Source organism: Pseudomonas silensiensis, from assembly GCF_050434865.1.
GTDB lineage: Bacteria > Pseudomonadota > Gammaproteobacteria > Pseudomonadales > Pseudomonadaceae > Aquipseudomonas > Aquipseudomonas fluorescens_W.
Map to the genome: position 1 here is coordinate 185319 of NZ_JBNDJH010000001.1, position 18881 is coordinate 204199.

Consider the following 18881-nt stretch of genomic DNA (forward strand, 5'->3'; position numbering starts at 1 on the left):
TACGCTTTCGTCCTTTCGTTTCAATGACGGTGCTTGCGATCCTCAGGGTCGCTTTATCACCGGATTGATGGACGAAGCCCACAGCAAAAATACCTGCAAGCTGTATCGATATGATGCAGGGCTGAACGCCTCGGTGATGCTGGACCATATTTGTCTGCCCAATGGCCTGGTGTGGTCGATCGATGGTAGTGAACTGTTTTTTGTCGATTCGGTAGCGCGCACACTATTTATCGCGCCCGCTATCCGGTCGCTGGCAAATACCTGGAGCAGGTATCGGTGTTTGCCCATACACCGCCGGACCTCGGCCGCCCGGATGGGTTGGCGATGGACGCGTGCCAGTTCATTGGCGGCTGTCTGCTCAGGTACGATCGCCACGGCGAACTGACCCAGACGATTGAGATTCCGTTTCGATTTTCAAGGTCTGAGAAGCAGTCACACTTCGTAGCCTGATCAAGGGCACGACGCTTTTCTGGTGAGCTAATCCGGCCCAGCAACGCATCAGATCACCGGGAGAAGTAAAAAACAGACCGGTTTTTACGCCGTTAACGCCTTCATCAAGTGATGGGTAGCGATGATTTTCATGACCCGTTTCAGGTTGTAGACGAGCACGTTCAAGCTCATTGTGCACTCGAGATAAAACGGCCATTTGAGTCTTCGCGCTGCCAACCACCACCCAACGCTTTGAATGTGGCCACTGCAGCGCGAGCCGATTCAGTTTGTGCTTGGGCTCTACCATCAGATGCCGCTAAAAGGTTTTCATCGGCGTCCAATACTTCTATCAGACTGACAACGCCTTTTTCATACGCGGTAAACGACGTCGCTCGTGCTTTCGCATATGCAGACTCGCCCTGGGCTAACTTTTCGGATTGCTGCTCGCGGTTGATCAGTGCCGAAAAAGCGGTTTCGACATCCTCGCAGGCCCGCAGAACTGACTGGCGGTAAACGGCTAACGCTTCGGCTTCTTGACCCTTCGCCAAGTCAATTTGGGCGTTGATGCGGCCAAAATCGAATAGCCTCCAGCGTAGTCCCAGGACCGCCGAGGCCTGACTGGCACCGTTGCTGAAAAGATTCCCGCTGGATACCGATGTAGCGCTGCCTAGCAGCGCACCCACAGAAAACTTGGGGTAGTACTCGGAGATGGCTTCGCCGATGCGAGCATTCGATGCCGCCAGTCGGCGCTCAGCGACGATCAAATCTGGACGCCGACGCAGCAGATCGGCCGGAGAGCCTAGTTTGGCGAGACTTGGCACATCAGGGATGCGCGCCGACTTAATCAATTGCGCGCTGTAAGTACCCGGCGGTTTGCCTAACATGACATCCAGCGCGTTCATCGCAGCTGCAAGGCCCGCCTGCAGTACCGGCACGGTGGCCTGTGCTTGATTCAGCGCCCCTTGGGTCTGGTTCAACTGTAGTTCAGCAGCTATTCCTTTTGCATACAGGTGCTCGATGGTGGTGAGCAGTTGTTGTCGCGTGTCTACTTGCTTTCGGGCAATTTCCAGGCGTGCTTGCAGGCCACGGATGCTGATGTAAAGGTCTGCAGTCTGCGCTACCACCGCGAGGCGTGTGGCAACCGCTCCGGCTTGGGAGGCCTGATAATCGGCGAAGGCTGCCTCTTTGCCTCGGCGTAGTCCGCCAAATACGTCCAGTTCCCAACCTGCATTCAGATTCGCCTCATAGGCGCTCCCGTAGCGATTAAAGGATGGGTCTGAACTCAGTACTTGGCCCAACGGTGTCTCCACGGACTGCCGGGCTCTGGCCGCTTGCCCATTGACTGTAGCCGATGGCAAAAGCGCTGCGTTAGCTGCCCCCAAACCCGCGTGAGCCTGCTCGATCCTTGCTGTTGCTTGAGCTAAATCGAGATTTTGTTCAAGTGCACGATTGATCAGTTGACTGAGCACGGGGTCATTGAACGCGTTCCACCAAGCGGTGAGATCAGTTGGTGCTGCATCAACCTGGTGTGCTTTAGGTGTTTGCGCTAAAAAAAAATGCTCAGGCAATTCCACATTGGGCTCTGAATAGTCAGGGCCCACTGCGCAACCCGCAACCATACCGAACCACAGCAAGACGGCAAAACGAGGAGGGTGCATGTGATACCTTCGGAATGATCGATTTGTGACGATATTACAATTTGGTCACAAGTTGTCAACCACCTTCAGGGTGCGTAAGCTGCTCGCATGAACCAGCCATCAGTTTCTTCGCCAAGCGCCCGCGGCCCAGCCGATCACGACATCCGAGACCAGATTGTCGCGGCGGCCAACGAACACTTCAGTCAATACGGTTACAGCAAGACAACAGTCTCCGACCTGGCCAAAGCCATCGGTTTTTCCAAGGCTTACATCTACAAGTTCTTCGATTCCAAGCAGGCGATTGGTGAGGCTATTTGTAGAAATTGTCTGTCAGAAATCGTCGCGGCTGTTGAGCAGGCCACCAATGTTGAGGGTATCTCCCCGACCGAGCGCTTTCGACGGTTGGTCAAAACCTTGATCGCCAAGGGTGTAGACCTGTTTTTTAACGACCGAAAACTTTATGACATCGCGGCGTTCGCCGCTTCGGAAAGCTGGCCCAGCTCACGAGTTTATGACGCGCGTATCAAGAGCTTCGTGCTGCAGATCGTGCGAGAGGGGCGGGAACTCGGTGAGTTTGAGCGCAAGACACCGTTGGACGAGACAGTGGAATCGATTCATCTCGCTCTACGGCCCTTCATCAATCCTTTGCTGTTGCAGTACAACCTCGATGTTGTTGAAGAGGCTCCAGGGCTCATTTCCAACCTCATTCTACGTGGCCTGATGCCTTAAAAGGCTTGGCTGATGGATCCGTTGCGCATCCGCAGCAGCATGCGTATCTAAATAATCAGATCTCAAACCCCTCTGTGTTGCCCTGATCATCAGGGCAACTTTCATTTGTCTGAATGGTGACCATTGACATAATTGGTCACTTGAATAAGCATGGTGCATCCGCTTCCAAGAGGTCTCTATGATCCAGCGCCGCCACATGCCATTTATTTTCATTGGCTTATTGCCGTTTGCCTTAGCCGCATGCAACGAAGCCATACCTTCAGATCCTCGCCTCCAAACGCCCTTGGTGCGCATCGCGGTGGTTCAACCCTCCGTGCCTGCAGATCGCGTATTCACCGGTATCGTCGCAGCTCGAGTTCAGAGCGATCTCGGATTTCGAGTCCCAGGGAAAGTGCTGGAACGTTTGGTGGACACTGGACAGAGCGTCAAGCGCGGGCAACCACTCATGCGAATCGATGCTAATGATCTGGCGCTGACCGCACGGGCGCAGCAGGAAGAGGTGCTGGCCGCCATGGCCCGATCCCGGCAGGCCTCCGATGACGAGCTTCGCTACCGTGATTTGGTGTCTGTTGGTGCTGTTTCTGCTTCTGCTTACGCAGGGTTCAAAGCGGCTGCCGAGTCGGCGAAAGCGCAGCTTAACGCGGCCAAAGCCCAGGCTGATGTGGCGAGAAACTCTACCGGCTATTCGACGTTGCTGGCTGATGCTGATGGGGTTGTTGTGGAAACCTTGGCAGAGCCGGGGCAGGTGATAGGCGCAGGTCAGGTAGTGGTCCGTGTTGCCCATTCCGGGCAGCGCGAGGCGGTGATCCAGTTGCCTGAAACGCTACGTCCTGCATTAGGGTCGTCGGCGACGGTTGAACTTTATGGGCAAAACCAACGTGCAGGCACCGCGCGTTTACGCCAGTTGTCCGATTCGGCTGACCGGCAAACCCGTACATTTGAGGCGCGCTATGTGTTGGAGGGCGCGCTTGCTGATGCCATCCTGGGTTCGACCATCTCAGTTGCTATAGACGGTACGCCAGTCGCCAATTCCAATGAATTACAAGTGCCTATCGCTGCCCTCTACGACGCGGGTAAAGGTCCTGGTGTCTGGGCCGTTGGGGGCGAGCCTGAGCAGGTGACGTGGCGCCCTGTCACGGTCCTCAGCCTAAGCAATGCAGAAACTGCTCGAGTTACGGGCAACCTCCAGATCGACGATCGTATCGTTGCGCTGGGGGCGCATCTGTTAAGTGAAGGGGAACGGGTCAGGTCTCAAATGGCAGTCAGCGCCCAAGCACCGGTGGCCGAGGTGCGCCGATGATCGGGTTCAATCTGTCCGCACTGGCGGTGCGTGAGCGTTCGATCACGCTGTTTTTGATCCTGCTGATTTCCGTAGGTGGGCTGTATGCCTTCTTCAAACTGGGGCGCGCGGAAGACCCAGCCTTCACCATCAAACAAATGACGGTGGTTACTGCTTGGCCTGGGGCGACTGCTCAGGAGATGCAGGACCAGGTGGTTGAAAAGCTGGAAAAGCGCATGCAGGAACTGCGTTGGTACGATCGGACCGAGACCTTTACCCGACCAGGCTTGGCTTTCACCACAGTTTATCTGCTCGACGGCACGCCGCCCTCCGCCGTCCCGGAGGAGTTTTACCAGGCACGCAAGAAAATCCTTGATGAGGAGAAGGGGTTGCCGTCCGGGGTGATCGGCCCGATGGTCAATGATGAGTATGCCGATGTCACTTTCGCTCTATATGCGCTAAAGGCCAAGGGCGAACCGCAACGCTTGCTGGTGCGCGAGGCCGAGGTCTTGCGCCAGCGTCTGCTGCATGTGGCGGGAGTGAAGAAGGTCAATATCATCGGTGAGCAGTCCGAGCGCATTTTTGTCGAATTTTCATACGAGCGTCTGGCGACACTGGGTGTTTCCGCACGAGATATCTTCAGTGCGATGAACGCGCAGAACATGATGACTCCGGCCGGTTCGGTTGAAGCGAAGGGCCCACAGGTTTTCATCCGACTGGATGGTGCGTTTGATGACTTGCAGAAGATTCGAGATACGCCGCTGGTAGTGCAGGGCAGAACCCTCAAATTATCCGATGTGGCTGAGGTCAAGCGTGGTTATGAGGATCCTTCTACGTTCTCGGTGCGCAACAACGGAGAGCCGGCATTATTGCTCGGCGTAGTGATGCGCGATGGCTGGAACGGCCTTGATTTAGGTAAGGCGCTCGACGACGAGACAACGTCGATCAATGAGCAAATGCCTTTAGGCATGACGCTGACCAAGGTCACCGATCAGGCGGTGAATATTGGCGGGTCCGTCAACGAGTTCATGGTCAAGTTTTTCGCGGCGCTAGGGGTAGTGTTGCTGGTGTGTTTCCTCAGCATGGGCTGGCGAGTCGGTATCGTCGTCGCTGCGGCGGTGCCGTTGACTCTGGCTGCGGTGTTCATTGTCATGGCCGCCACAGGTAAAGACTTTGACCGGATTACGCTGGGATCGTTGATTCTGGCGCTGGGGCTGCTTGTGGACGATGCAATCATTGCCATTGAAATGATGGTGGTGAAGATGGAGGAGGGCTACGACCGAATCAAAGCCTCCGCCTATGCCTGGAGCCATACTGCTGCCCCCATGTTGTCCGGCACGCTGGTCACTGCCATTGGCTTTATGCCCAACGGTTTTGCCAAATCTACGGCCGGTGAATACACCGCCAATATGTTCTGGATCGTCGGCATTGCGCTCATTACCTCTTGGGTGGTGGCAGTGGTGTTCACACCTTACCTGGGCGTCAAACTGCTGCCGCAGATCAAGGTGCCCGAGGGGGGGCATGCAGCGATTTACGGTACACCGAATTACCTGCGTTTCAGGCGTCTGTTGGGGGCGGTTATTCGCCGTAAAGGCCTCGTAGCGATATCCGTCGTGGCCTTGTTCATTGTGGCGATTCTTGGCATGGGCTTGGTGAAGAAACAGTTCTTCCCTACATCAGATCGGCCCGAGGTGCTGGTTGAGGTGCAGATGCCGTACGGGACGTCGATCGAGCAAACCGATTCGGCGGCGGCCAAGGTCGAGGCGTGGTTGGCAAAACAAACGGAGGCTCGGATAGTTACCGCCTACATTGGTCAGGGCGCGCCACGCTTCTATCTGGCGATGGCACCTGAGTTGCCCGATCCTTCGTTTGCAAAAATCGTCGTGCTGACGGCGAGCCAGGAAGAGCGCGAGGCGCTCAAAATCCGGCTCCGGCAAGCCGTGGCTGATGGCTTGGCGCCTGAAGCACGGGTGCGTGTAACACAGTTGGTGTTCGGTCCTTATTCGCCGTACCCGGTGGCCTTTCGGGTTATGGGCGCGGACCGGACAGTGTTGCGCGATATCGCCGCACAGGTGCGCGAGGTCATGGCTGCCAGTCCCATGATGAGAACCGTCAACACCGACATGGGCGAGCGCGCTCCGGCACTCCATCTCACACTGGATCAGGACCGTTTGCAGGCCTTTGGCTTGACCTCCACTGATGTTGCTCAGCAGCTGCAGTTCCTGTTGACCGGAGCGCCTGTCACCCAAGTGCGTGAAGACATCCGTTCGGTCCAGGTGGTCGCTCGCTCTGCGGGAAATACACGTCTGGATCCTTCAAAAATTGACGCCTTCACGCTGACCGGTGCTCAGGGTCAACGGGTATCGCTGTCTCAGGTTGGGACGGTGGATGCGCGCATGGAGGAGCCCATCCTGCGGCGCCGTGACCGTACCCCGACAATCACCGTACGCGGTGATGTGGCTGAAGGTCTTCAGCCACCAGATGTCTCCAGCGCCGTGATGAAGCAACTGCAACCGGTCATTGAACAGTTGCCTGTGGGCTACCGGATTGAGTTGGCAGGCGCGATCGAGGAGTCGGGTAAAGCGAACAAGGCATTGCTGCCGTTGTTCCCGATCATGATCGCGCTGATGTTGCTGACCATCATTATTCAGGTGCGCTCGATGTCGGCGATGATCATGGTTTTCGCCACCGCGCCTCTGGGACTGATTGGTGTGGTGCCGATTCTTCTGCTGTTCCAACAGCCGTTCGGGATCAACGCTTTGGTGGGACTGATTGCGTTGTCAGGGATTCTGATGCGCAACGCGCTGATCCTTATCGGTCAGATTCATTCCAATAAGAAAGCCGGCCTGACGCCTTATGACGCATTGGTCGAAGCCACTGTACAGCGGGCGCGGCCGGTGATCCTCACGGCGATGGCAGCGATGCTGGCTTTCATTCCGCTGACCCATTCGGTGTTCTGGGGCACGCTGGCCTACACGCTGATTGGCGGTACGTTTGCCGGCACAGTGCTGACATTGGTGTTCCTGCCAGCGATGTACTCCCTCTGGTTCAAAATCAGACCTGAGTCTGCAAGTGATGTGGATGCGCGTACTCAATCCGCATGAGCAATGCGAGCCTGGACCGTTTCGAGACGCAGAGGAGAACCAAGATGACTTCGTTGGCCCAGCTGGTGGAACAATTTGATCCCGGTGAGCCATTTGAGGCTGCTGCTTATTGGTTGCAGGGTGGAACGGTATTTAACGGGCTATCTGCGGCGCTATCGCTGCAAGCGATCTTGCACCGAAGTGCAGCGGGGCTGCCGCCCCTCAAGTCCGCTCAGGTTACTTTTATAAGCCCTGTGACACAGGCGCAGACGTTCAACAGCCGCGTGTTCCGACATCGCCGATCGGAGGTTTCGGTAACAGTGGATTGCATGTCTGGCGATGATTTGGCACTGCGCACCACCATGCTGTTCGCCGAGCCGCGTGTCAGGCAAGCGACTCTTGAGCCATTGGAGTGTCGGTCATACAAAGTACCTTCGCATTGCCAAGTGCAGGAGGTGGATAGGCAGGTTGTAACGGCGTGCGGATGCCACTTCGAAATGCGTCCAGCGGGAGGGTCGCTGCCAGTGTCAGGTGATGAAAATTCAGAACTCCTGATGTGGGTGCGTCATCAGGACGCGCAGGGTGTTGACCCCGCTGTCGCATTGATCGCGCTGGTAGACAGTTTACTGCTGGCTGACACGAATGCCTTTATCGACCCCGCTGCCATTACCTCAGCGTCTTGGACCATTGACTTGCTGCAGCCTGCTGCTGACGGCCAATGGTTTCTGATCAACGCATTCAATCAACAGGCCCGCGAGGGCTACTCCATGCAAGATATGGAGATCTGGAATGAGAGCGGTCAACGGGTGCTTTGGGCGCGTCAGATTGTGGCAATGCTTACTTAGTATCGAGAGAGTCGAGTTGTCGGGGGCTGTTGTTTCTCGGCCCTACGTTCATTGATCACTGTAGAGTTCCAGTAATGAAAAATAGTCCTCAAGACCCCGCTCGGCCTCGCTGTCGCGCTGGCATCTTCGCAGTTGTTCGCCAGTGGCTTCGCGTTCAACGAGCAGAGTGTCAGCGGGATGGGAACCAGGTTCGCAGGTCGATCTTCTTCTGCAGATGATGCAAGTACAGTTTTTGGTAATCCGGCCGGCATGTCTCGATTGAAGCGTGAACAGGTCAGTGTGGGCGCTGCGACTCTTGTCACAAAAACAGACATTAGTCGAACCCGGAGTACCTTCGGCGGCCAGCAAGACGGCGATAGGGTTCCTGTTACCACCGTGCCCATGGGTTACTGCGCTCAGACCGCTGCCACGTCTCACCATTCCACCTGTACCTGACGTTGCGGCATGGGAAGCTTTCGAGCGCTGACGCGGCTTCTTGGCACAAGGATTCAGCAACTCCCAACCGGCTGCACGCTACCGCTTTTGAAGACAGTGGTGACGTCTGACGAAGGTGCGTTGGCATTGCTTTGCCAATGGTGCGCGTTGAGATTCAAATCGTTTTGTTAACGTGCATTGAGTTCGGGCAAGGGTGCATCCGCCTCAGTGCTAGATGGCATCAACGACGCGAGGATGGCGTCGCGACACGCCGAGAGAATCTCATCGGCAAGCAGCGAGTCGTCAGGGCAGGCGCGCGACAGAGCGATTGCGCCGACTGCGTGAGCCATTAAAGCGAGGCGCTTGGCACGTGTCTGAGCTGAATCCGCACTGTCCGGTTCGTCTTGTAACACCGCGAGTTGGGCCTCGATGCCGGCAGCAAACGTGGCTCGGACTTCTTCCTCTTTACGGGCCGCATCCCCGCACAACGCGGCCATCGTGCAGCCCGCGGCGCGATTGTCGCGATGCTCGCGAGAGAGGTAAACCTTAACGAATTCAGACGCTGAAGCACCCACTGTCAGCGCAGCGGATTGCATCATGCCGCAGTTTGCCGATTCCGCCATCAGGTCGGCTTTGGAGCGGAAGTGCTTGTAGAAGCCCCCCTGAGTGAAGCCAGCCGCCGCCATCAGATCGGCAATACCCACCCCGTCATAGCCTCGCTCGCGAAAAAGCGCTGACGCGGTTTCAACAATATGCGCCCGATTGGCCCGCGCCTGTTCTTTAGTGACTTTCATCGCTCATCCAACAACGTTTATCCAGCTGTGATCGCGCCACTATACATTGATGTTGATCGACATCAAACCCTTGACATTTTAGAGTTCGATCGTAATCATTGCGGGCATCCCAACACCAGAAGCTAATCAAAATGTCCGAGAAAACGCTTTTCGAACCCTACGTCCTTGGCGACCTGACACTCGCTAATCGCGTGGTGATGGCGCCGTTGACCCGCAACCGTGCAGGCGCCGGACTGGTCCCCAGTGAACTGACCGCGACCTACTATGCCCAACGTGCTTCGGCCGGATTCATCATCACCGAGGCTACCCAAGTTTCAGCCAACGCTCAGGGCTATCAGGACACACCCGGTCTTTACACGCCCGAGCAAATGGCTGGCTGGCGCAAGGTCACGGATGCCGTGCATGCCAAGGGTGGACGCATCTTTGTACAGCTCTGGCATGTCGGCCGCGTTTCTCACGTTGACGTGCAACCGGGCGGCGCAGCACCGGTCGCGCCCTCGGCAATCCGGGCGCAGACGAAGACCTTCGTCAATAACGGATTTATCGACGTTTCCGAGCCACGCGCCTTGGCGCTGGGCGAACTGCCAGGCATCGTGAACGACTTTCGCCAAGCGGCGGCCAATGCCATTGCCTCAGGCTTCGACGGTGTGGAGATTCACGGGGCGAACGGCTATCTGCTGGAGCAGTTCATCAAGGATGGCGCCAACCAGCGCACGGATGCCTACGGCGGCTCGATAGAGAACCGCGCACGCCTGCTAATTGACGTTGTCAGCGCCGTGGTGAAAGAGATCGGTGCCAGTCGCACCGGAGTGCGTATCTCACCGGTCTCACCTGCCAACGGAATTTCCTGCAGCGATCCGCAACCGCAATACGACTACATTGCCGAGCAACTCGATGTTCTGAACATAGCCTTTCTGCATGTAGTGGAAGGTGCGACCGGCGGCCCGCGCGATGTGGCCGAGTTCGACTACGACGCACTACGCCAGCGGTTCAAGCAGGCCTACCTGGCCAACAACGGCTACAACCTGGAACTTGCCACGACCCGTCTCAACGCTGGCAAGGCAGACCTCTTCGCCTTCGGCCGCCCGTTCATCAGTAACCCCGATCTGGTTGAGCGCTTGAAAACCGGGGCGCCGCTGGCGCAGCCCAACCCGGCCACGCTCTATGGTGGCGGCGCTGTCGGCTATACCGACTACCCGACAATCTCCGGCTGAAGCGCTTATCTGCTTAGTTCACGTCAGAACAATTTGCGAAGGAATTACCTCATGACAAAGCTTGCGACCGTACTCATCACCGGCGCTTCCTCAGGTATAGGCGCCGTCTACGCTGAACGCTTCGCCCGCCGTGGCCATGACCTCGTGCTGGTCGCACGAGACATGGCACGCCTTCATGTCCTGGCCGGACGCCTGCGAGAAGACAGCGGTGTTGCTGTTGAAGTGCTGCAGGCCGACTTGACCAAGCCCGCTGATCTTGCCGCGCTTGAAACGCGTCTGCGCGACGACGCTCGCATTGGCATCTTGATAAACAATGCCGGGATGGCTCAGTCCGGCGGTTTCGCCCAGCAGAGCGCTGAGTCCATTGAACGGCTTATCACGCTCAACATCACGGCCTTGACCCGCCTTGCGGCAGCGGTCGCTCCACGCTTTGCGCAATCTGGTACAGGTTCAATTGTCAATCTTGGATCAGTGGTGGGTTTCGCGCCCGAATTCGGCATGACGATCTATGGCGCCACCAAGGCCTTCGTGCTGTTCCTGTCCCAAGGACTGAACCTGGAATTGTCGCCCAAAGGCGTATACGTCCAGGCAGTTCTGCCGGCGGCAACCCGCACTGAAATCTGGGAGCGCGCAGGGATCGACCTCAACACGATCTCCGAGGTGATGGAGGTTGAAGAATTGGTAGACGCCGCATTGGTCGGGTTCGACCGCCGCGAACTCGTCACAATCCCGCCGCTGCACGCGGCTAGCCGTTGGGATGCGCTGGACCAGGCGCGCCAAGGCTTGCTGTCCGACATTCGACAAGCCCATGCCGCCGAGCGTTATCGACCGCAAGCATGACCCTCATCACGTGCTTGCCCGAATCCGAGGAGTTACTGATGAGCAGATCGACGCCGTTTACCCAATTGACAACCTCTTATGTCCAGGCACCCAACAACCTGATCATCGTGGGGGAGACTGCTTTCGCGTACCGCGAGTTGGGTTTGAACACCGGCATCCCTGTTTTTCTACTCAATCATTGGGGGGCCGTACTGGATAACGTCGATCCGCGCATTGCCGATGGTCTTGCCCGTAAACACCGAGTCATCGCTATTGATTATCGAGGAATCGGGTTATCGGGCGGCATTGCACCGGTGACCGTAGATGAGATGGCCCGCGACACTCTCGCGCTGATTCGCACGATGGGTTTTGATCAGGTCGACTTACTGGGCTTTTCGCTGGGCGGTTTCGTGGCGCAGGACCTGGCTCTGAAGGCGCCAGGTCTGGTGCGCAAGCTCATTCTCGCTGGCACGGGCCCTGCGGGAGGACAAGGAATTGACCGCGTCGGTGCGTTGTCCTGGCCACTGATGCTCAAGGGTTTGTTGATGCTGCGCGATCCCAAGACTTATCTGTTCTTTACCTCCACGAAGAGTGGCCGGCAAGCAGCCAGTGCCTTCCTGAAAAGGCTGAAGGAGCGCGAATCGGACCGCGACAAAGGGCCGACTCCTCGCGCGCTATTTCGCCAACTCAACGCTATCAAGGCCTGGGGCAGGCAGGCGGCGCAAGACCTTGGCCGCTTACGCATGCCTGTCCTGGTCGTCAACGGAGACAGCGACATCATGGTGCCGACTGAACTGAGTTACGACATAGCCCGCCGCATACCCCACGCGCAACTCGTGATCTACCCGGACGCAGGGCACGGCGGCGTTTTCCAGCACCACGCAGAGTTCGTGCCCAAGGTTCTGGAGTTTCTTGCGTAAAGATTCGTTTGGGTTCCATTGAAAAAACCACTTTTCCGTAGCCCCCGTAGAGCAGGGGCCTGGAGCGGATCTTGTCGAAGCCCAAGCCTTCCCCACATACCACAGGACCCTTCGGAATCAGAGCACTATGAAAGCGCTTACTTTCAAACGCTATGGCAAATCGCCTGAAATCGGATTTGCTCAAGTTCCTTGCCCAGAGTTGAAGCCCAACGAAATTCTGGTCGAGGTGCATGCCGCTGGAATAAACCCCATCGACAACATGATCACCACAGGAGTATTCAAGCCTATCTTGAGGTTTAAATTGCCAGCCATTATGGGCAGCGATCTGGCTGGCGTCGTTACCGACGTTGGAAGCAGCGTAACCCGCTTCAAGATAGGTGATGCCATCTTTGCCAATGTGTTCGACCTCGGCACAGGGTCAATCGCCGAATTTGCGGTCGTACCTGAGAATGTTGCTGCACCAAAGCCAGCCAACCTGGACTTTGTGCAAGCGGCTTCAATTCCGATGGTAGGGCTCACCTCGTGGCAAGCACTAAAGGAGCGCGCTGATCTTCAACCAGGCCAGAAAGTATTTATCCCTGCGGGATCCGGGGGCATTGGTACCTTTGCGATCCAGTTTGCCAAATACCTGGGGGCCAAGGTGGCAACCAACACCAGTACAGCCAATGTCCAGATGGTGAACAGCCTGGGCGCAGATGAGGTGATCGATTACAAGAAGCAAGCGTTCGAGAAAGTGCTGCGCGGCTACGATTTGGTGCTCGGCACGATCAAAGGGGACGCGATCGAGAAGTCCGTCGACATCCTCAAGCCTGGTGGCAAGATCGTTTCCCTCGTTGGGCCGTTGGATAAAGCGTTCGCTCGCGCTCGCCGGTTGAACGTCTTCCTCGGGTTTGTCTTCGGGCTGATGAGTCGCAAGATCGTGCGGCTGGCGAGAAAAAAAGACGTGGAGTATTCATTTCTCTTCGCTCGCCCCGAGGGTACCCAACTCTACGAAATTGGCAAACTGCTCGAGTCTGAGCGCATTCGGCCGGTGATCGACAAGGTATTTGCGTTCGAGCAAGCGAAGGAGGCGCTCGAATATTTAGCCCAAGGCCGGGCCAAAGGTAAGGTCGTGATCAAGATCAAATAAAAAACGGCAGTCCAGTATGGCTCGTGGTGGTTTTCGGTGTGACGCTTTAGGCGGGATTACCGGATAGGGATCATCCTATTATGAAGAGTGAACTCCGCTGTCGGGCGAAAGCGAACCCACCGGATTGGCTACTCTCGACTGATTACTGCCCGTCGCACCCGGTAAATAACGGATAAAAACCAGCAGTCGAATGTGCCCGGAGAAACCCACGGCGATTCAAGGCAAACACCTTGCGCCGCGTTTTATGGATGACCGCCAAACCATGGAGGTCGGAATGAGCCAACTCCCGACCTCCAGGTGTCGCGTCTTTTTCCCGCCCGAAGACTACTCCACCGACGTTTGCAGTACCTCAATCCATAACGCACCTTTGCCCGACGCCGCTTCACCGACACGTTTCAAGGCGCCGTTTTTGCTGACCGCGTAAGTGCCGATTTTTTCGCTTTTCTCGCCCGTCACGAGCAACCAGCGCCCGTTGGGTGAAAATGCGATATTGCGTGGCTGCTTCTCTTCCACCGGATAGTTCTCGAGAAAACTCAAGCCGCCTGTTGAAGGGTCAACCGCGAATGCCGATACAGAACTGCTGGTGCGCTCGCTCATCAACAGCAGCGTGCCATCGGGAGAGATCCGCAGATCCGCCGCCCAGATACGTGGTGTGGGGTCGTCCTTCAAGTCGTTGTTACGTGCATCACGCACTTCGCCGTGAGCCAGTTTCAAACGCTCGGGAATGCCATTGGCAACGGCAATCCGAGTCAATGCGCCGGTGCTGTCATTGATTGAAAACGCTGTGACCGTGCCGCTCATTTCACCGACCACATACAGGTATTTGCCATTCGGGGAAAAGGCCAGGTGTCGAGGCCCGGTATTGTCCGGGACACTGATGTAGCCGCTGCCGATGGGGGTGAGCGCGCCGGTTTTGGCATCAAGGCGATATTGCAGGACCTGGTCCGCGCCAAGATTGCCCGCGTAGGCAAAACGGTTGCTCGGGTCGGTTCGAACCGAATGCGCATGCGGGCCAGTCTTGTAGCTCAGGATGCTGGCAGAAGGCTGATAGGCCTTGTCGATGGCCTGAACGCTGACGATGTCGGCACCATAGGATGCGCCAAGCAGATAGTGTCCTTTTCTGTCGGTAGACAGGTAAGCCATGCTTTCTGCCAGTGGCGCTTTGGACAGCGGCGTCAAATGTCCGCTCTTGGGATTTATGCGGTAGCCCAGCACCTGAAACGGCTTGACCCGCAAGGCGGCAAACAACACGTTGCCGTCAGGGGTGATGGCCATGGGGTTGACCTGATCACCGGCGTTGACCTGTTCTATCAGGCTCAGCGCGCCGTTGTTCTGATCAAGGCGATACTGGGAAATCAGACCGTCTCCCGGGCTCGAGATATAGGCAAAGGTGGCGGCATTGGCTTGCAGGCTGAGACCGTAGACAACGGCAGCGGCCAAGAGGAGGGGGTTTCTCACAGGTGATCCCTTATTTTTATGGTTGTGGTCGGTCATCCTATGACTGTAGTTGAATAGCATCAATACCTGTTTTGCTCGGACAGCCGTGATTCTCTGGGAGTTTGCGATTAACGCCATAGGGACAGACCCCAGAGTGGAAACATTTCAACATACTCTTGCTTAAGAATAGTTATACGACGTCTTATCTGTTGTGTTCGACTGCGCTCGTTCTCACAAAAAAAATAAATGGAGATACCCTCTATGACGAGCATTCCTACCGTCGAAGGCCAGGCTGCGGCGCCCGTACAAAATCGATTTTCCCGAATACTCAAACTGCTGGGCCCCGGAATCATCGCCGTGCTGTCTTGGCTGGGCGCAGGTGACCTGATCACGTCGTCCGTGGCCGGTGCCAATTACGGTTACGCAATGATGTGGGTGCTGGCGGTCTCTCTGCTCTTGAGATACCTGATCGTCAACATCATTGCTCGCTTCCAGCTGTGCAATAACCAGGGCATGACCATCCTGCAAGGCTATGCGCAGCTGAATCCCTTTTTCGCCTGGTTCATGCTCGTCTACGCCCTGCTGATGGGGCACCTGATGAACGCCTACATGATCAAGGGGGCGGGTGAGTCGCTGGCGATGCTGTTGAAAATCGACCAGCCGCTGCTGTGTTCACTGGCGGTGGTACTCGCGGTGTGGATGCTGGTGGGTCGTAATATTTATTCGATGATCGAAGGCGTAATGAAGGTGTTGCTGGCGATCATGACCCTGGCCTTTATTGCCTTGGCCGTGATGTCCGGACCCGATGTCGTCGGCATTGTCAAAGGCACCATCGGCTTCAGTATCCCGCCGGATGAAGGCGTGCATGGCGCGCTGCTGGTGGCGGTATCGGTTATCGGCGCGGTGGCAGGCTCCATCGCCAACTTCGTGCATCCGTATGTCATGCGCCAAAAGGGCTGGGTAGGACCGCAGCACAAGCGTGTTCAACGTAACGATTTGCTGTTTGCAGTGTTCGTCGGGATCGTCATCAACCTGGCCATCTGGATCGTCGGCGCGGAAATCCTGCGGCCCAACGGCATTGAAGTGAAGACCTTGGGCGACCTGGGCAAGGCGCTGGAAATTTTCTTCGGCCCGATGGGTTGGTATGTGTTCTTCATCGGCGTGTTCGCGACACTGTTTGCCAGTATTTCAGGCAAGACCACCGCGTTCCCGATGCTGATTACCGATGCCTTCCAACACGTTCGTCCTGAACGTCGCGAAAAGTACGGCAAGGAGTTTCATCATGATCCGATGCACAAATGGTTCATGCTGTTCATCCTCGTGACGCCGTTGGTTTGGTCGCTGCCAGGCATGCCGGATTTCGTGACCCTGACCATTGGTGTCAGCGCGTTGAACATCATTGGCTTGCCGGTCATTTCCCTTGGCCTGCTGATCATGTCCAACCAGAAGTCGCTGCTGGACAAGAAGTATCGCAACAACCTGTTTGAAAACATCGCGCTGCTCTTTGCTACAGGCCTCGCGCTGTGGGTCGCCTTCCAACTGGGCGTCGATCTGTTTACCTGACACCGAGCCGCCGAGGGGACGCAACGTCTCCTCGGCGGCCAATGTTCAGTCAGTCACAGACCCTTGCGGTATTCTCCCGGCGAAACTGTCCACCAGGCTCGCCACCACCATCTCGCCCATCCGCGTGCGAGTCTGCAGCGTCGCACTCGCGCGATGGGGTTGCAGCACCACGTTCTCGTTACCAAACAGTGCTTCGGGCACGTTCGGTTCATCGACAAACACATCCAGCGCCGCGCCTGCGATCTCTCCAGCGGCCAGTGCCGTCACCAGATCGACCTCGTTGACCAGCTTGCCGCGCGCCACGTTGATCAGATACCCGTCCTTGCCCAGCGCCTGCAGCACCTCGGCATTGATGATGGCTTCAGCCTTGTCGGCGGCGGCCGCGAGAATCAGCGCATCACTGTTGCTGGCCAGCTGCTTCAGATCGGCAATGAACGTGTGGTTTACATCGCTCATCGGCTGCAGATCGGTGTAACTGATCGGGCAGCCGAACGCGGCGGCCCGGGTCGCCACTGCACGGCCGACCCGGCCCATGCCGACGATCCCGATGCGCATGCCCGACACCTGACGCGCCAATGGCAACGGGGCCAACGGCGTTGGGCTATGGGGCCATTGCCCCGAACGCACATAACGATCACTGGTGCACAGACCCCGGCACACGGCAATCAACAATCCGATGGCCAGGTCGGCGACGTCTTCGGTCAGCGCGCCGATGGTTGCGGTCACGCGAATTCCGCGATCCCGGGCGTACGCCAGATCCACCGCATCGGTACCCACGCCGTTGACCGCCACCACTTCCAGTTTGGGCAGTTGCGCCATCAGTGCCTGGCTGATCCCGGTATGCCCGCCGGTGATCACCCCGCGAATGTTCGCGCCGTGTGCCTGCAAATAAGCCTGCTTGTCGGCCTGCTGGAAGTAACGTCTGACGGTAAACAGCTCATCGAGCCGCGCGTTGATTTCAGGGATCAGGATCGGGCTGAGCTGCAAGACTTCTGGCTTCATTTAAACCTCGCGTAACGGAATAAAAAGGCCGGTTTAACCGCGACCGGCAAACGGCATGGCACTGGCCATGACGGTCATGTTCAGGACGTTCGCCTCCAGCGGCAGGCCGGCGATGTAACGCACGGCATCGGCCACATGCTTGACGTCCACCATCGGCTCCACGGCGATGGTGCCGTTGGCCTGGCGCACGCCTTTGGTCATGCGCACCGACATTTCGGTCAGGGCGTTGCCGATGTCGATCTGGCTGCAGGCGATGTTGAATTCGCGCCCGTCCAGGGCCAGGGATTTGGTCAGTCCCAGCACCGCGTGTTTGCTGGCGGTGTAGGCGCTGCTGAAGGGGCGTGGGGTATGCGCCGAGATCGAGCCGTTATTGATGATGCGTCCGCCCTGTGGCTGTTGCCGGCGCATCAGTGCGAAGGCACCACGAGCGCAGAGGAAAACGCCGTTGAGGTTGGTGTCGATCACGTTTCGCCACTGCTCGAACGTCAGCTCATCAAGCGGCACGGCAGGGGCGTTGACCCCGGCGTTGTTGAACACCACGTCGAGGCGTCCGTATACCTCGGTGATGGTGGCAAACAGCGCATCGACACTGGTCGGGTCGCGCACATCAGTGGGCACCGCCAAGGCTTCGTGTCCTTCGCTGAGCGCCAATTCGACCAAGGCCTGCAACGGCTCCGGCCGACGTCCGGCCAACACCAGGGTGAATCCGTCGGCCATCAGCGCCAGGGCCACGGCGCGGCCGATTCCGCTACCGGCGCCGGTGACCAAGGCTACTTTTAAAGGAAGAGTGTTAGACATGTTGTTATCTCCTTTTCAATTCACGAGGGCGTATGCCGTGTTCAAGGTCGCTGACCGACGCGCATTTCCAGTTGGCCGATGCCGTCGATCCCGGCGTTAATGATGTCGCCCGGTTGCAGCACATCGACGCCTGCCGGGCTGCCGGTCATGATCAAGTCACCGGCCCGTAGCGCTACCGATTGCGAGATGCGGCTGATGATTTCACTGACTGACCAGATCTGGCTGTCGAGGCTGTCGCGTTGGCGCTCTTCGCCGTTGACGTTCAGCCACAACTCGCCGTCCGGGTGTCCGGCGCGAGTTACCGGCACGATGGCAGTCATCGGCGCGGCGCCGTCGAACACCTTGGCACCTTCCCACGGCAAGCCATTGCTTTTGGCCGCGCGCTGGACATCACGACGGGTCAGGTCAAGACCGACGGCATAGCCCCAGACATAGGCCAGCGCCTGACTCTCCGGAATATTGGCGCCGCCTTCACCGATGGCCACGACCAATTCGATTTCGTGGACAAACTCTTCGGTCAACGGCGGGAAAGTCACTTCACCTACCGCATCCACCACGTTGCTCGCCGGTTTCATGAAGAACACTGGCGGCTGGCGGGACTGGCCTTGGGTGTCTGGCCAAGGGTAATTGCGGCCGACGCAAAATACCCGGCCAACGGGAAAGCGCTGCTGGCTGCCGGCAACCGGCAAGGTCACGGGTAGATCCGGGGTAAACACATACTCAGTCATCGTCATTTTTGTAGTCGTCCTGTTAGAAGCGTCAGCGTACGGCGGCAATCTTTTGCAAAGT

The 18881-nt window shown here is 57.3% G+C and carries 15 protein-coding genes and 2 pseudogenes; 11 read left to right on the forward strand and 6 right to left on the reverse strand.

Annotation, left to right across the window (positions count from 1 at the left end):
• Window positions 1-7: 7 nt before the first annotated feature.
• Window positions 8-405: pseudogene (locus QF010_RS00755) on the forward strand (SMP-30/gluconolactonase/LRE family protein); the annotation flags it as partial.
• A gap of 212 nt (window positions 406-617) precedes the next feature.
• Here the strand turns inward: QF010_RS00755 and QF010_RS00760 are convergent.
• The gene (locus QF010_RS00760; protein WP_429532343.1) at window positions 618-2087 is read right to left on the reverse strand and encodes an efflux transporter outer membrane subunit; all 1470 of its coding nucleotides are present in this window, start codon (window positions 2085-2087) and stop codon (window positions 618-620) included.
• A gap of 87 nt (window positions 2088-2174) precedes the next feature.
• On the opposite strand from QF010_RS00760, the gene QF010_RS00765 reads away from it, so the two are divergent.
• From QF010_RS00765 to QF010_RS00785, 5 genes and pseudogenes are all read left to right on the forward strand, one after another.
• Window positions 2175-2795, forward strand: coding sequence for a TetR/AcrR family transcriptional regulator (locus QF010_RS00765; protein WP_033060762.1), 621 nt, complete (start codon window positions 2175-2177; stop codon window positions 2793-2795).
• A 178-nt stretch (window positions 2796-2973) separates the two neighbouring features.
• The gene (locus tag QF010_RS00770; protein WP_429532344.1) at window positions 2974-4095 is read left to right on the forward strand and encodes an efflux RND transporter periplasmic adaptor subunit; all 1122 of its coding nucleotides are present in this window, start codon (window positions 2974-2976) and stop codon (window positions 4093-4095) included.
• Window positions 4092-7178 (forward strand): efflux RND transporter permease subunit, encoded by a 3087-nt coding sequence (locus QF010_RS00775; RefSeq protein ID WP_429532345.1) that lies wholly within the window; start codon window positions 4092-4094, stop codon window positions 7176-7178. The genes QF010_RS00770 and QF010_RS00775 overlap by 4 nt, the downstream gene beginning before the upstream one ends.
• Window positions 7179-7222: 44 nt before the next feature.
• Window positions 7223-8002, forward strand: a complete 780-nt coding sequence (locus QF010_RS00780) for a thioesterase family protein (protein WP_429532346.1) — start codon at window positions 7223-7225, stop codon at window positions 8000-8002.
• A gap of 81 nt (window positions 8003-8083) precedes the next feature.
• Window positions 8084-8392, forward strand: a pseudogene (locus QF010_RS00785) (OmpP1/FadL family transporter); the annotation flags it as partial.
• Between the two features lie 212 nt (window positions 8393-8604).
• Here the strand turns inward: QF010_RS00785 and QF010_RS00790 are convergent.
• Window positions 8605-9210, reverse strand: coding sequence for a TetR family transcriptional regulator (locus QF010_RS00790; protein WP_033060767.1), 606 nt, complete (start codon window positions 9208-9210; stop codon window positions 8605-8607).
• Window positions 9211-9341: 131 nt separating this feature from the next.
• On the opposite strand from QF010_RS00790, the gene QF010_RS00795 reads away from it, so the two are divergent.
• The 4 genes from QF010_RS00795 to QF010_RS00810 all read left to right on the forward strand — a co-directional run bounded on the left by QF010_RS00795 (window position 9342) and on the right by QF010_RS00810 (window position 13292).
• Entirely contained in the window at window positions 9342-10424 is a 1083-nt protein-coding gene (locus QF010_RS00795) for an alkene reductase (RefSeq protein ID WP_429509562.1), read from the forward strand.
• Between the two features lie 51 nt (window positions 10425-10475).
• Complete coding sequence (locus QF010_RS00800; RefSeq protein ID WP_033060770.1) at window positions 10476-11264, forward strand: SDR family NAD(P)-dependent oxidoreductase; 789 nt, start codon at window positions 10476-10478, stop codon at window positions 11262-11264.
• A gap of 38 nt (window positions 11265-11302) precedes the next feature.
• Window positions 11303-12163 carry an alpha/beta fold hydrolase gene (locus QF010_RS00805; RefSeq protein ID WP_033060819.1) on the forward strand — a complete coding sequence of 287 codons (861 nt, stop codon included), beginning with the start codon at window positions 11303-11305 and terminating at the stop codon, window positions 12161-12163.
• A gap of 127 nt (window positions 12164-12290) precedes the next feature.
• On the forward strand, window positions 12291-13292 hold the full coding sequence (locus QF010_RS00810) for an NADP-dependent oxidoreductase (protein WP_033060771.1): 1002 nt from the start codon (window positions 12291-12293) through the stop codon (window positions 13290-13292).
• A 324-nt stretch (window positions 13293-13616) separates the two neighbouring features.
• On the opposite strand, the gene QF010_RS00815 is transcribed toward QF010_RS00810, so the two are convergent.
• A complete protein-coding gene (locus QF010_RS00815; protein WP_033060773.1) occupies window positions 13617-14750 on the reverse strand; it encodes a lactonase family protein in 1134 nt (377 codons plus the stop codon).
• Window positions 14751-14990: 240 nt separating this feature from the next.
• Between QF010_RS00815 and QF010_RS00820 the strand changes: the two genes are divergently transcribed.
• Window positions 14991-16292, forward strand: a complete 1302-nt coding sequence (locus QF010_RS00820; RefSeq protein WP_033060775.1) for an Nramp family divalent metal transporter — start codon at window positions 14991-14993, stop codon at window positions 16290-16292.
• A gap of 45 nt (window positions 16293-16337) precedes the next feature.
• On the opposite strand, the gene QF010_RS00825 is transcribed toward QF010_RS00820, so the two are convergent.
• The 3 genes from QF010_RS00825 to QF010_RS00835 are packed head-to-tail and all read right to left on the reverse strand — an operon-like array spanning window position 16338 to window position 18826.
• The gene (locus QF010_RS00825) at window positions 16338-17294 is read right to left on the reverse strand and encodes a 2-hydroxyacid dehydrogenase (protein ID WP_429532347.1); all 957 of its coding nucleotides are present in this window, start codon (window positions 17292-17294) and stop codon (window positions 16338-16340) included.
• A gap of 33 nt (window positions 17295-17327) precedes the next feature.
• Window positions 17328-18092, reverse strand: coding sequence for an SDR family oxidoreductase (locus QF010_RS00830; protein ID WP_429509567.1), 765 nt, complete (start codon window positions 18090-18092; stop codon window positions 17328-17330).
• Window positions 18093-18133: 41 nt separating this feature from the next.
• Window positions 18134-18826: a fumarylacetoacetate hydrolase family protein gene (locus QF010_RS00835; protein ID WP_429532348.1), complete on the reverse strand. Its 693-nt coding sequence runs from the start codon at window positions 18824-18826 to the stop codon at window positions 18134-18136.
• Between the last annotated feature and the right edge of the window lie 55 nt (window positions 18827-18881).